This is a genomic window from Aeromonas dhakensis (assembly GCF_000820305.1).
In the GTDB taxonomy this organism is placed as follows: domain Bacteria; phylum Pseudomonadota; class Gammaproteobacteria; order Enterobacterales; family Aeromonadaceae; genus Aeromonas; species Aeromonas dhakensis.
This window is the reverse complement of record NZ_CDBH01000015.1, coordinates 75,335-90,785: the sequence shown is the minus strand read 5'-3', so window position 1 is coordinate 90,785 and position 15,451 is coordinate 75,335. Positions and strand designations below refer to the sequence as shown.

At 64.2% G+C, this 15,451-nt stretch carries 4 protein-coding genes; 1 reads left to right on the top strand and 3 read right to left on the bottom strand.

The features are described from left to right. Positions 1 to 288 precede the first annotated feature (288 nt). Entirely contained in the window at positions 289 to 10,971 is a 10,683-nt protein-coding gene (locus BN1143_RS01425) for a retention module-containing protein (protein ID WP_042049378.1), read from the top strand. Between the two features lie 111 nt (positions 10,972 to 11,082). On the opposite strand, the gene glpC is transcribed toward BN1143_RS01425, so the two are convergent. The 3 genes from glpC to glpA are packed head-to-tail and all read right to left on the bottom strand — an operon-like array spanning position 11,083 to position 15,286. Next, on the bottom strand, positions 11,083 to 12,285 hold the full coding sequence (glpC, locus tag BN1143_RS01420) for an anaerobic glycerol-3-phosphate dehydrogenase subunit GlpC (RefSeq protein WP_042049377.1): 1,203 nt from the start codon (positions 12,283 to 12,285) through the stop codon (positions 11,083 to 11,085). Between the two features lie 51 nt (positions 12,286 to 12,336). Continuing rightward, the gene (glpB, locus tag BN1143_RS01415) at positions 12,337 to 13,617 is read right to left on the bottom strand and encodes a glycerol-3-phosphate dehydrogenase subunit GlpB (RefSeq protein WP_042049376.1); all 1,281 of its coding nucleotides are present in this window, start codon (positions 13,615 to 13,617) and stop codon (positions 12,337 to 12,339) included. Continuing rightward, on the bottom strand, positions 13,607 to 15,286 hold the full coding sequence (gene glpA / locus BN1143_RS01410) for an anaerobic glycerol-3-phosphate dehydrogenase subunit A (protein WP_042049375.1): 1,680 nt from the start codon (positions 15,284 to 15,286) through the stop codon (positions 13,607 to 13,609). The genes glpB and glpA overlap by 11 nt, the downstream gene beginning before the upstream one ends. Positions 15,287 to 15,451: the final 165 nt, after the last annotated feature.

Genomic DNA, 15,451 nt, shown 5'->3' with positions numbered 1-15,451 from the left:
GTTCCCGTTGGCAGTCCGATTCAATCAGGGGGAGTGGGGGAAGATGCGTCAGCCTTTGCCATACTGGATCCGGCAGGAGAGAGGCAGATCCTGCCTGGCGGTCTTCAATTGGGATCTTGTTTCGGTATTGAAACGTTTTACGTGCAAAAAAGCGGATGTATCCGCTACGTGATCGCATTTTCTATCGAAATTATGGGGAGATCCGCAAGTAACATGCTTATAAAATAAGCGCTCAAAATTTGACTCGAATTGGCATCCGGGGCCCGCTCACTATTTGCTGGAGGTTGTATGGCAGAGCTGCGTATCGAAAAACCCACCGTCATGACCCAATTGGAGGGAACCGTCTTCGTCATTCATGACGATGGCACCGTGGTGCGCGCCAGGGCCGGCGTCTTGTTGCAACCGGGCGACCGGATCCTCAGTGGTGAAGGCAGCTACCAGCTGACCGACGCCATCGAGCTCTCCCATCAGGAGGAGGGGACTGCGGCTGGTGAGGCGGCGGCGCCCACCGCGCAGCCCGCCGATCCCGCAGCAGAGGCTGACGGCGAGCTGGCCGCCCTGCAGGCAGCGATCCGCGCAGGTACCGACCCCACTGCCCAGTTCGAGGCGAGCGCCGCCGGCAACCCGGCGGCGGGCGGCACCATCGGCGGCGTGGCCGGCTCCAGTTCGGGGGGCTTCGTGGTGGTCGATCGCACCAATGATGCCACCCTGGCCGAGGCCGGTTTCGATACGGATCACGCCGACTTGCCCCGGACCGACGAGCCGTTGCTGGAGGGGGAGCGTGATCTGTTTGCCGCCATCACCATCACCGAGCCGCAGACCGACGACAACATCATCAATGCCGACGAGGCGACTGGCGTCATCATCCGCGGCACTGTGGAGGATGTGGAGGTTGGCCAGCCGGTTACCGTTACCCTGCTGGATCAGGATGGCAACCGACTCACCGTCACTACTGTGGTATTGCCCGGCTTGGTCTGGGAGGCCAATTTTGGCGATCTTACCGGCAAGCTGGTGGACGGCCCCCTCATCATTCAGGCCGATACCCAGGATGCCGCCGGCAACCGCGCCAGCGATCTGGGCCAGACCCTGCTCGACACCATCACCACCATCACCCTGGATCTGGCCGATGAGAGCGACACTGGCGTCAGCCAGAGCGATGATCTGACCCGCGACAATACCCCGCTGCTGCAGGGCAAGGGGGAGCCCGGCGCCACCGTCACCCTGTCCCTTGGCGGCAAGGTGCTCGCCACTCTCACCGTCGATGGCAACGGCAACTGGCAATATCAGCTGCCCGATGCGCTGGCTGACGGGGCGCATGATTTTCGGGTCGATTCGGTGGATATCGCCGGCAACCGGGCCAGCGATACCCTCACCATCGAGGTCGATACCCAGGCCGCCATCGATATCGATGATCTCGACGCCGCCACCCTCTTTGGCAACGGCAATGCCACCCTGAGCGGCACCACCACCAATGTGGAAGCAGGCCAGAGCGTGACCATCACCTTGGTTGGCAGCAACGGGCAGGCGCTGCTCACAACCTCCGCACTGGTGGGGGCCGATGGCCGCTGGCAGGTATCAGGTCTTGATCTCTCTGGCATCACGCAATCTTTTGAGGTGCGCGCCAGCGTCACCGATCTGGCAGGCAACTCGGCCTTGGACGGGGCGCCGCTGATCGGTCAGAGTGAGACGCTCACGCTCACGCTCACGCTCTCCGAAGCCGGACTGGCCGATGGCCCGATCAGCGCGACCGGCAGCCTCAACACCGGCGCCGGCATCGATGGCAACCTGCAGGTCACCTTCGCCGCCGACCAGAGTGCTTTCGAGGGGTTGGGACTCACCAGTCAGGGTGTGGCACTGGATTATGTCTGGGGTGGCCAGACCCTGACCGCCAGCGCCGCTGGCGTCACTGTCTTTAGCCTGACCCTTGGCAATGATGGCAGCTATCGCATCGTCTGGCACCAGAGTCTGGATCACACTCAGGGTGATGCCCTGCGTCTGCCGTTCAACCTCGAATACCGCGATGGCGACGGTGATCTGGTCAAAGCGCCGCTGGTGATCACTCTGCTGGACAGCAACCCGCCGAGCTTCGAGATCCCGGCCATTACCCTCACCGAGGATGACTTTACCAACGGCGCCGCCGTGGTCGGGGAGAGCCGCTTCGTGGTCGGCCACACCGCCGATCCCCTGCTGGCCGACTCGCTGGTGTTCAGCAACCAGAGCGACACCCTGGCCAGTCTCAACAGTGCAGGCCTTGCCAGCGATGGTCATCCGCTTGCCTTCGAATTTGCCGATGATCGTACCCTGCTGGGTTACTACCCGGGTAGCAATGGTCAGCGGGTTGAAGTACTGCGCGCCCAACTGCTGGCCGACCAGCAGGGGAGCGATGTGGGCGGCCGGGTGGTGGTCACCCTCACAGGTCCGCTCGATCATCAGAGCAGCGACAGCCTCTCGCTGGGGTTGCAGGTGAGCGCCAGCGAGATTGATGGTGACACCACCAGTGCCAACCTGACCCTGACTATCGACGACGGCCGCGATCCTGCCCTCGGTCTGGACAAGGGGATCTCGCTGCAAGAGGGGGGCCAGCAGAGCATCGATGGTCAGCTGCCGGTCACGGTGGGCAGCGATCGCCTGGTCTCCCTCAGCTTTGAGGCGAGCCAGCCGGCTCTGGCGGGCCTCACCAGCGGTGGCAAGCCGACCAGCTATCAGGTGAACGGCAACCTCATCACCCTGCTGGACGCAGACGGCAAGGGCATTCTGACCGTCACCCTGGATCTCGATGGCAAGTACCATCTTGAACTCGACGGCGTGCTGGATCAGCCGGTGGCCACCGACAGCGTCAATCTGGGGCTGCAGGTGGTGGGCCGCGACTTTGACGGCGATCGGAGCAACCTCGGCACCCTCAACATCACCATCACCGACGGCGCCTTACCGCAGGTTGACCCTGTTTCCCTGACCCTCACCGAGGACAGCGACTGGCAGCTGGGTCAGACCCTTGGCGGCGAGCTTGCCATCACGGCGGGCAGCGACCCGCTGGTGAGCATCGTGTTTGATGTCAATCAGCCGGGCCTGCAGGGGCTCAGCTCGGGCCAGCAGAGCGTCACGGTCACGGTGGCCGATCACCTTATCGAGGGGCGTACCCCAGATGGCGAGCTGGTCTTTACCCTGGCTCTGGGGAACGACGGCAAGTACAGCTTTACCCTCCATCAGCCGCTGGATCAGGGCTGTGCGGATGCACTGCTGACGGCGGGGCTGACCCTGACCGACAGCGACGGTGACAAGGTGGCCACAACCATCACGGTGGCGGTAGGCGATGGTGCTAATCCGACCATCTCCGCCGCCACCGGCACCGCCATCACCGAGATGGCGCAAGGGGAGGCGGCAGCGGTCAGCACCATGAGTTTCGTGGTGACCCATGGCAGCGATGCACTCGATCCTGCCTCCCTCGGTTTTGACATTGCCACCATCCAGCGCACCCTGACCGGGCTCACCAGCCAGGGTAGTCCGGTAAGCTTCTCCCTCGCGGCCGATGGCCAGCTGGTGGGCATCACGGCGGATGGACGCGAGATCCTGCGCGCCGAGTTGAGCCTGGTCGAGCAAAGCGGCAACTGGAGCGTAAGCGCCAGGGTCATCCTCGCGGGTGAGCTGGATCATCTGGGGAGCGATGCCCTCTCGTTGCCGCTGGCGGTGACGCTGGCCGACCAGGATGGCGACGAGATCGGCACCACGCTGCCGCTCACCATTCACGATGGCCGCGCCCCCACCTTTGTGGCAGGCAGCGGCGTCACCCTGAATGAAGGGGATCTCACCGGCAGCAACAGCCTGAGCCAGACCGGCCATTTCGATGTGCAGGCAGGGTCGGATCGGGTGGTCGAAGTGGCCTTTGCCGATGCCGGCCAGCAGCCGGCGCTCACCGCGCTCGGTCAGCCGGTGCAGTATCAGCTGGTGGATGGGGATCCGAAGATCCCGGGCAGCCAGCTGCTCAAGGGCTTCGTGATGGTGGATGGCCAGCGGGTCGAGGTGTTTGAGGTGCGGCTGGTCGGCACGCTGGATCAGGCGGGCAAGAACGGCTTTGACTATCAGGTGACCCTCTATCAGGGGCTCCATCAGGGCGCCAACGCCGTGACCGAGCTGCCCATCAAGGTGATCGTCAACGACTACGACAAGGCGGGCGGCAACAACGACAGCACCAGTGGCACCCTCACCATCTGGATTGGTGAGGGGGAGAAACCGACGCTGACGCTTACCGGCGTGACCCTCGGTGAAGGGCGCTTCGATGGCGCCGCCAATAACCAGAGTGCGGACGATCAGCAGGCCACCGGCAAGATCACCATCACCGCCGACTCCGACCCAGTGGTCGATGTGCGTCTGACCTTGGCGGGCCAGGCAGTGGATGCCAATGGCAACCCCATCACCCATAATGGCGAAGCCTTGACCTGGCAGGCGGTGGGCAGCGACGGCCATAGTTTCCAGGCTGTCACGGCCGGCGGGCTGGTGGTGATGACGGTGACCCTGGTGCAGGTGCCGGCGACTATCGGCGCTCACACCACTGCGACCCTCGACTATCAGGTGACGGTGCATACCAACCTGGATCACGGCGCTGATGACCAGCTTGAGCTGACACTGCCGGTGCAGGTCACCGACAGCGATGGCAGCCAGAGCCAGGGGTCTGCCACCATCAGGGTGACGGACGGCGCGGCTCCTCTCATCTCGGCCATCGACGCGGTCGAGGTGAAGGAGTCTGCCCTCGATGGCTCCGCCAGCCAGCATCCGGGCACCACGCCGGCGGATCAGGGCGAGGTGGCCAGCGGCAAGGTGACCATCAGCGCTGGCTCGGATCGGGTCGCCTCCCTCGAGCTTGACGTGGCGGCCTTCAATCAGGCAAACCACCTCACCTCGGGTGGCAAGGAGGTGATCCTGGCGGCCCACAGCCCGGGCTGGTATCTGGCCACGGCAGAGGGTGGCAAACCGGTCTTCTGGGTTCACCTAGACGTCACCGGCAGCTACAGCGTCTATCTGGTGGGGCTGCTCGATCACGGCGTGCAGGGTAAAGATGATCTTGCCATCGAGGTGCCGCTCTTTGTCACCGATCACGATGGCGATCGCAGCCCCAATGTGAGCGTGACCGTGACGGTAGAGGATGACATGCCCATCGGTACCGTGCTGGCGCATACCCTGAACGAGGGGAGTTCCCCCGTCAGCGGCGATCTGCTGCCGGCAGCCAACGAAGGCGCCGATGGTGCCCGGGTCGAGTCGATCACCATCAACGGCCAGACCCATGCCGTCAATGACTCCCTCACTCAGGAGGTGATGAGCCCGGATGGCAAGCAGGTGATGGGCTCTCTCACCATTTCGGCCGATGGCAGCTACTGTTTCACCCCGGCGGCCGGGTTTGATCACGACAATGCACAGCTGAGCCAGGTCATCACCGCCCATCTGGTGGATGGCGACGGTGACCGTGCCGACAGCACCCTGACTCTCCATCTGCAGGATGAGCCGGTGAGCTTTACCGTCACTGCGGCCCTGGGCAACGAAGATCAGGGGGCGCAGGATCCGAGCGCCGGTATCCCCATCCAGATGCAGCTCGACATCGGCGATTTCGACCGGGGCGAGCATGTGGAGCAGCTCCTTGTTCAGGCACCCGCCAATACCCACGGCAGCTTCTATTACAACGGAGTGGCGCTCACCACCACGGCCGATGGCAAGTGGTTTATCGTGCCGCCCGAGGCCATGGTCACCAGCGATAACGTGCACTACCGCACCCAGGGGGTGACCTTTGTGCCGGCGGCCGACTGGTCCAGCTGGAGCAATCAGGGCCAGCCGCTGCACTTCCAGGTGCAATTGCAGGTGGGGGTGGCCGAGGGGGATGCCCCTGCGCCGGTCACCGGCGATCTCGCCATCACGGTACGCGGCGTGGCCGACAAGCCGCTGTGGGATACCGACCATACCAGCCAGCACTACGACACCCATGAGGACAGCAGCGGCATCAGGCTCAATGTGCAGGCGGGCCTCACCGATACGGATGGCTCAGAGACCCTGAGCTACCAGATCCGGTGGGAGGCAGGTCAGGGCACCCTCATGCTCAACGGGGCCGAGCTCAAGCCAAACGCCAGCGGCCTCTACAGCGTCTCGGCCGGCAACATCAACAAGGTGAGCGTGGTCCCTGCCAAGGATTTCAGCGGCGACATCAAGCTCTCCATCACCCCGGTCAGTACCGAGAAGGCGCCGGTCGCCAGCGGCCAGAACAAGGTGTTTGGGGATGCCATCGAGCTGGTGATCAACGTCAATCCGCTGGCGGATGATGCCAAGCTGACCGTGCGCGACATTCAGGGCAAGGAGGACACCCTGATCGATCTGGGCAGCAAGATTGGTCTGGCCCACCTGGGGGACACCACAGATGGCTCCGAGCAGCTGTTCGTGCGCATCGGCGGCCTGCCTGCCGGGGCGACCCTGTGGCTCGGCGGGGTGGCGGTCACCCTGGATGCCAACGGTTACTACGAGGTGCCCTTCGATCGCATCAATGACCTCAAGCTGCTGCCGCCAAAAAACAGCAACGTCGACTTCGATCTCACCATCAAGGGGGTAGTGAAGGACACGGCCACCCTGACCGATGCCAATGGCCAGCCCCATACCGTGGTGAACGAGAAGGAGACCGGCGCCCAGACCCTGCATGTGGATCTGGTGGGGGTGGTGGACGAGCCCCATTTCGACCTCAATACCTCCGGCTGGAGCCAGGATGGCAACGGCTACACCATCACCATCCAGGAGGATGGTCGGGCACCGCTGGACTTCAAGCTCACCTCCGGGGAGTGGACCGACACCCCGCTGGATCACTCGGAAACCTTGAACCTGGTGCTGGAAGGGCTGCCGGCAGGGGCCAAGGTGTTCGACGGTAATGGCAAGGCGCTGACCCTCACCTTCGCCGGGCTAGACGGCAAGGGCAACCCCCTCTATCAGGTGGATGTGTCGAGCCTTGGCAACCTGCAGATCCAGCCGCCGGCCAACAGCACCGCCGATCTGCACCTCATCGGTCATGTTGTGGTGACCGAGAACGACGGCGACAGCAAGAGTTTCGAGGTGCCGCTCACCATCAAGGTGGAGCCGGCCATCGACGCCACCGACTACGCCAAGACCAGCCATGGCCTGGAGGATCAATTCACCGTCCTCGACTGGCAGCCTGACCTGACCGACGGCGCCGAGCAGGTGACGCACCTCGGCCTCTCCGGTATCGAGCCTGGGTATGAAGTCTGGATCCGCGTGGGCGGGGTCGAGACCCAGCTGACCGTGAGCGGCGGCGCCGTGGAGTTGAGCGACGGCGAGCTGCAGAGCCTGCTCGGCGGTGGCCAGTTGCTGGTGAAAGGGCCCGAAGACAGCGACAAGAACACCACACTCCAGAGCCATGTCACGGTGACGCAGGTGGATGTGGACTCCAGCGCCACCGCCCAGAAGGTGATCGACGGCACCCTGCATCTGGATATCCAGGCGGTGGTGGAGCCCGATGGCAACCTGGTGCAGCACGGTCAGCTGGAGAGTCCGGACGGGCACGACATCCCGCTGGACGGCGTCTTCGTGTTCGAGGATCTGGACCCCAGCAGCGTCGAGACCATCGATTATCTGGTGATCAGCGACCTGCCGCCGGGCTTCGTGGTGGTGGGCGGGATCAACGACGGTCAGGGCAACTGGACCATCCCCCACGACGCCCTCGGCAGCTATGCCCTGCGCTCGCCGGATGGCTTCACCGGCACCGTCACCTTCAAGGTCAGCGCCAGGGTGATCGACCTTGGTGACAACAACGAGGGGGATGTGAGCGCACCGGCCTATCGGGAGCTCACCGCCAGCGCCGACTTTAATGGCGCGACCCACTCGGGCCAGGTGGCCGCCGACGTCGATTTCGACAACAGTGCCCCCATCACAGGGGTGGAGGATCAGAGCGTCAATTTCGGCAGTCAGCTCAAGCAGATGGTGACCCTGGGCACGGCAGACAGCGGTGACGACGAGCTCAGCATCGTCATCACCGGACTGCCCGCCGGCGTCAATGTGCAGGGGCTCACCTTCGACTTCGTCAACGGCGAGTACCTGATCAAGTTGCCGGGTGGCCTCGGTGATCTCGACCGGCTCACCCTGACTTTGCCTGAGGATTACGCCGGCGACGGCCTGGGCTTCAAGGTGCGTCTGGTCAACACCGACACTGTCAGCGGTGACACCAGGATGGTAGAGAAAGAGATCACCCTCTCCATCACCCCGGAGGTGGACATCAATGGCGGGGCGGATGGCCTGCCCGAGCTGCAACTGAACGTGAAGGATATGAACGGCGACGGCCAGCCGGACAACCTGGAAGACACCGAGACCCACCTCGATCTGTCGGTGAAACTGGCCGATATCAGCCCCTCGGTCGCCAACGGCGGTCTGGAAACGGTGGAACGGGTGGTCGTGACCGTGGATCCCCAATATGGTCACTTCCTCGACAAGCACGGCCAGCCGGTCTCCACCCTCACGGTGAACGACCCGGCGGATCTCAAGGATCTGGTGTTCGTGCCCAAAGAGCACTTCAGCGGTCAGGTGCCGCTCGACGTGACGGTGGATATTCTCGACACCGCCACCACGGGTACGGATCGCGGCAGCTGGAGCGGGCAGGTCGGCTTTGAGGTGCGACCGGTCAACGATCCGGCCGTGCTCACGCTGCACGATGTGGCGGGCGACGAGGATGGCGCCATCAGCCTGGCGGGCCTCGGGGCTGCCCTCATCGACACCGATGGCTCCGAGCAGATAGTGGCGCTGCAGATAAAAGGAGTGCCGGACGGTTTCACCCTCTCGGCCCCGGCGGTCAACAATGGGGGCGGTGTCTGGCAGGTACCGGTAGGCACCGATTTTGCCAAGCTGATCCTGATCCCGCCGGCTGATTTCAGCGGCACCGTGGATCTCACCCTGAGCGCCTTTACCCTCGACCAGGGGTTGACCTTGCCGCTCGAAACCAGCGGTAGCTTCACCGTGACCGTCAATCCGGTGGGGGATGCGCTCATCAGCGATCTGGTGCCCACCGCCAGCGGGGTGGAGGGCGACAGGATCCTGCTCAATCTGGGGCTGGAGACCCGCGATACCCAGGCCACCGGCGGCAGTGCGAGCAATGTGCATGAAAATGGCGCCGAGCAGGTGCGGGTGACCATTCGCAACGTGCCGGAGGGGGCCGCCATCGCCCTGCCTGACGGGGTGGCCGGTGAGGCCATCAGACTGCCGAACGGCGACTGGCAGGTGACCACGGTGGGCGGCAACCTGGCGAGCCTGCTGCTGGTGACCAACGACGTCAATGGCACCCTGAGCCTCGAGGTGATCGCCCAGAGCCTGGACAACGGCGCGCTGGGACCAGAGGTGAATGGCAGCATCGATGTCACCATAGCGGCGGTCAACGACGCGCCCGAGAACATTTTGCCCACGACGCCGCTGGTGGCCGAAGAGGATGTGCCCTATCGCATTGACGGTCTGCAGGTCAAAGACGTGGATGCGGGCAACAGCACCATAGAGGTACGCCTCTCGGTGGAGCACGGCACCCTCACCCTGGCGGATGGCAGCGGCGTGACCCTGACCGGCAACGGTACGGGAACCCTGGTGCTGAGCGGGCCGCTCGATGCCATCAATGCATTGTTGGCGGGCGGCGTGACCTATCTGGGTGAGCAGGACTTCAACGGCCAGGATCGGCTCACCATGGTGACCGATGATCGCGGCAACACCGGCAGCGGCGGCCCCTTGAGCGACACCGACGTAGTGCCCATCGAGGTGCTGGCGGTCAACGATGCGCCGGTCAATCAGCTGCCGGGCAGCATGACGGTGAAAGAGGATAGCTCTCTGTCGCTATCCGGCATCAGCGTGAAGGATGTGGATGCCGGCAGTGCGCCCATGGCCATGGTACTGCGGGTCGAGCACGGGGTGCTGACCCTGCTGGGAGCGGCGGGCGCGGTCTCGGTACAGGGGGCGGGCAGCAACGAGATGACCCTGGTGGGGTCGCTTGCCGATCTCAACCAGCTGCTGGCCGGCAACCTGCACTATGAACCGGCCAGGGATTTCTGGGGTGAGGACAACCTCACCATCACCACCTCGGATCAGGGCAACAGCGGTGCGGGCGGGCCCTTGAGCGACACCGATCAAGTGATCATCACGGTGACGGCCGAACCGGATCTGCCGAGCCTGACGGTGGGGCCCCACGAGCTCCATGCCCTGCAGGGGGCTATGGTGCCGCTCAATCTGACCGCCAGCGTGGTCAATCCGGCACCGGGCGAGCTGTCGCTGCGCATCAGTGGTCTGGCGGGGGCCCAGGTGCTGGATGAACTGGGGCAGCAGGTCGGCCATGCCGATAGCAACGGTGACTGGCTCATTCCGGGTGGCCACTCGCTGCCGCTTTATCTGGACGGCCTGACGGCGGGAGACCATGTGCTGGGACTGAGCGCAGAGTCGAGTCTGGGGGGCACTACCATCAGCTCCCCCCTCGATACCGTGACCATCCATACCCAGGCCGGTCATACGCTGACGGGGTCGGATCAGGGGGATTGGCTGTTTGGCAGCGCGGGGGATGATCGCCTGCTGGGCGGTAAGGGCGATGACATCCTGACCGGCGGCGCCGGCAGCGATCTCTTCGTCTGGCAGCAGGGGGATGCGGGGAGCGCAGGCCAGCCCGCCATCGACACCATCACCGATTTCAGCCCGCAGGCGGGTGACAGGATCGATCTGGCGGACCTGCTCAAGGGGGTGACCGACAGTAGCGTGGACGGCCTGCTGGGCCATCTGCAGGCGTCGGTGACCAGCGCGAGCAACGGCCTGAGCGATGTGAACCTCTCTGTGTCGCCGGCGGGGGATGGCCAGGTGACCCAGCAGATCACCCTGAAGGGGGTGGACTTGAGCAGCTGGCAGCTTGGCGGCACCTCGTCCCACGACATCCTGCAGAGCATGCTGGATCAGCACAGCCTGATCGTCCAGCACCCTTGATGGGGCGGATGTGAATAAAAAGAGCCGGCGCTTGCCGGCTCTTTTTCCATTTGATGTTTGCTTGTCGGCTTTTTTGCCGAGCGGGCCGTCTGGCCGGGCGTGGCAAGGGGATCAAGCCAGAGCCTGGGCCAGCAGGTGGATGGGGTGCTCGCAGGGGAACGCTGTGCTCATCTCGATCTGCCATTTGCAGGTTTCGCAGTCGGTGATCACCAGATCGGGCTTGAGCCGGTTTATCTGATCAAACAGCCCCTCGCCGATGGCCTGGCTGGTCTGGTAGTTCTCCGACTTGAAGCCGTAGGTACCGGCGATGCCGCAGCACTGGGAGTCCAGCACCGTCACCTTGACCCCGGGGATGGCGCGCAGCAGCTCGAGGGTATAGATGACGCCCCCCATCTTCTCCATGTGGCAGGGGGTGTGGTAGGCGATGTGCAGATTGAGCGGCTTCATCGCCGGCTTGTTGCCCTGGTAGAACTCGTTCCACAGGAAGCGGGTCACCAGCGAGATGCGATCGCGCACCTTGTGGTTGTCCTGCTCCAGCAGGTGGGGATATTCGTCGCGCAGGGTGAAGCCGCAGGTGGAGGAGGTGGCCAGTAGCGGCATCTCGTTGCCGAGCAGGGTGTTCTCCAGCTGCTGGATGTTGAAGGCCGCCTGCTGCTTGGCCTTGTCCATGAAGCCGTTGGCAATCAACGGCACGCCGCAGCACTTCTCCCGCTCCAGCAACTGGACGCCGATGTTCATGGCGTTGAGCACCTGCACCAGCTCCTTGCCGAGCTGCGGGTGGTTGTAGTTGACGTAGCAGCCGTGGAAGTAGGCGATTTGGCGCGCAAAGCGGGCCTGACTCGCTTTCTGTTTCTTGTACCAGCCGCGGAAGGTGCCCTGGGAGTACTTGGGCAGATCCCGGTGGGAGGAGACCCCCAGCGCCTTGTCCAGCACCAGCTTCATCGGCTTGAGGCCGGTGGTGAAGTTGACCACAGGGGCCATCAGGGTGGACATGCTGCCCATCAGGTCGGTGTGGGAGAGCACGAACTCGCGGATCCCCGGCTTGAAGCCGCTGTACTGGTGCTTGGCCTTGGCGATGATGTCGCCGATGCGCACCCCGCTCGGGCAGGCCACCTCGCAGCGCTTGCAGTTGGTGCAGTACTTGAGGGCGCTGTCAAAGAGCTCCGGGCTCTTGATGCGCAGCCGCTCCCCATCCGGGCCCGCCTGCTTGGGGCCTGGGTAGGCCGGGTTGGCCTTGGCCACCGGGCAGTAGGCGGTACAGACGGTGCATTTGATGCACTGATCGAAGGTTTGGTTGGCATGATCCAGTAGCATGTCAGTTCTCCTCCCGTTGGGTGTGAAGGCTCGGGATATGGGTCGAAATCATCATTGGGCTGAACTCAAAATATGACCGGCAGCCTGCCAGCCGGTGGCAACGGCCACGCCTGACCCTGACCCTTCTTTTATGGGGTCATAGTGCGCCAGCACGCTGCCGGCGCCGTAGAGGTTGGCGAGCGGTTTGCCGCCACGCAGCACTCTGAGTTTGTCGTCGGTCTTGACCCCGAAACCCATGAAGGGGTGGTGGTCGAACAGGCGGCGGCCGGCCCAGGCGTCGCGCTCGGGCAGGCTTAGCACGTCGGCGTTGAAGATGGGCTCACGAATGCCGCGCAGACGCGACTCCAGCCCGCGGCTGAAGAAGCTGCCGGAGGCGAGTACAAAGTTATCCGCTTCAAAGAGTTGATCGTCGCCATTCTGGCTGTGTACGCCGATGACCCGATCGCCGTCATAGCGGGCGCCCAGCACCCGCTCGCTGGTGAGGAAGGTGCCGCCAAGGGCCATGAAGCGGCGCTTGAGGGCCTCCTGCATCCGCATGCCGATCAGTGACGGCGGCATGGTGGCCACCTCCTTGATGATGCAGCCGGTGCGCAGCTCCAGCTCCGCCAGGCGCGGGCCGACCAGCCCGAGTGACAGGCAGGCGGGCAGCACCAGGTGGCGGCATCGCGGCTCGCCACTCTCCTGCACCATGCGGCTGATCTCGCGGGCCAGATCTGTCAGCAGGTCATGCTGGCCATTGCCCTGCTTATCAAACAGGCGGGCGATGTCGGCAGAGCGAAACTCGTGGGGATTGCGGCTGAACTCGGCCAGCTGGGGCAGCCGAATTTCCCCGGTCAGGATGCGGCAGTGGGCGAAGCGCGCGTGGGTCGCGAGATTAGCCGCCGCGAGCTCGGGGTGAAAGTCGCGAAATCCCTCCAGGGTAGCCAGCAGGATGGCGTCGGGGGCCGGCGCATCGGTCACGCAGGCACAGGTGTCGGGGGAGATCCAGGTGGCTTTGAGGGTGCCGATGGGGGTCAGCCGCTGGTGGTTGCGCTCCTGGCGAAACAGCGGCAAGCCCTGGGCGGCACAGTGGCGCTGCAGATCATCGAGGCTGGCCGCGATATGGGCCAGCCCTACCTTGCTGTAGGGGTGTTCGGGGTTGGCGGCCATAAAGGCGGGCAGGGCGGTGCGGGGATCTCCCTCGCTCTCCAGCAGATCCACCGAGCCGGAGGAGAAGTGCAGGGCGCTCTGGCCGGAGGCCATCAGCAGGGTCTTCTGGCCGGCCTCGGCCAGACGCAGGGCCGCGGAGAGGCCCGCCATGCCGCCGCCGATAACGATGCTGTCAAATTTCATGGCTGCGCTCCTTGGTGGGATTGGCGGTGTTGGCGTCTTGCGGGAAGGGCGGCTCGGCCACCAGGTGGGGGGCCGTCCACTCGCCAAGGCCGAACAGCCCCTCGTAGATCCAGTAGGTAAATTCGGCTTCGCGCAGGGCATCGCCCCACAGCACCGGCCGGGTGCCCTTGTAGCGCTCCTCCAGGAACTGGCGCAGCATGACGCAGGCCTGGCGGCCGTCGGCCTTGCCGTATTCCTGCATCAGGCCGGCGGCGCGATAGGCGCACAGCTCCCCCTGACAGGGGCCCATGCCGAGGCGAGTGCGGCGGCGCAGATCCACCAGGTTGTCCACATCCAGCTCGCGCAGGGCATATTCAATTTCACCGGCGGTGACCATTTCGCACTCGCAGATGAGGGCGTTGGCCTTGGGATTGTCGCGGAAAAAGGCGATGACCCGCTCGCCGTGGCGGTACTGGGCCGAGCCTTCGGCCGGCACCGAGAGGCCGGGGGCGGAGACCTTCTCCGGATCCCGCGAGCCGGGCAGACTCAGCTCGGCGGTGCGGCAGGGCTTGCTGTTGCCCAACTTCTTGGCCAGCAGATCGGTGGCCCATTCGGCCATCAGCCGGTAGGTCATCAGTTTGCCGCCGGTGATGGTGTTGAACCCCTTGAGGCCGTCACGTTCGGCGTGATCCAGCAGCACTATGCCACGGCTGATGTTGCGGCCGGACTCGTCGCCATCCACCGCCACCAGCGGGCGTACCCCGGCATAGGCGCGCAGCAATCGGGTGCGGGCCATGATGGGGGCCAGTTTTATCCCTTCGCGCAGCAGCACCTCCACCTCTTCGGGTTCGACGGTGAGCTGGTCAATCTTGTGGTAATCGATGCGGCTCGAGGTGGTGCCGATGAGGGAGATGGTATCGCCCGGCACCAGGATGTCCGCATCCGCCGGTTTGCGGCAGCGATTGAGCACCAGCTGGTTGATGCGGTAATCCATGATGAGCAGGGAGCCCTTGGCCGGGAACATGCGGATGCCGAGATCGGCGTACTCGCAGATCTGCTGGCCCCAGATACCGGCGGCGTTGATCACCTCCTGGCACTCCACCTCGAATGCTTCACCGGTGCGGGTGTTGATCGCCTTGACCCCGTGCACTCTGTCTTGGGTGCGCAAGAGTCCAAGTACCTTGCTGTGGGTGAAGATGCGAGCGCCGTGCTCCTTGGCATCCAGCACGTTGGCGGCGGCCAGGCGGAAGGGGTCGACCGTGCCGTCCGGCACCTGGATGGCACCGATCAGCGCCGGGTTGACGTTGGGTTCGAGGCGCAGCGCATCGGCGGGATCCAGCTGGCGGGCGTCGATGCCCGCCAGGGCGCAGGCGTTCATGAAGGTATTTTGAAAATGGATGTCATCTTCCGGCAGGGTAATGAAGAGGCCGCCGGTGTCCTCGACGCAGTGGCTGGCGATCCGCTTGAGGATGCGGTTCTCCTGAATGCACTCGCGGGCGGACTCCTGATCCGTCACCGCGTAGCGGGCGCCGGAGTGAAGCAGGCCATGGTTGCGGCCGGTGGTGCCGGCGGCGATGTCGTCCCGCTCAAGCAGGATGCAGTCGATGCCGCGCAGTGCGCAATCGCGCATGATGCCGGCTCCGGTGGCGCCACCCCCTATGATGACGACTTGTGTGGTTATTCTTTTCATTCTTGCCCGTCTCATCTCTTCCAGATGGTGCCAGTGTGGCCTGTCTCTGGGCAGAAATGTTTGATATGGGCCAAGTTAATGTTCGCAAACGCTCATTGGTAGGGGTGTTAATGAGCAAATCGTGATTGTTGTCACACTCTCATAACAGCAGAGGGGACCGCTGGG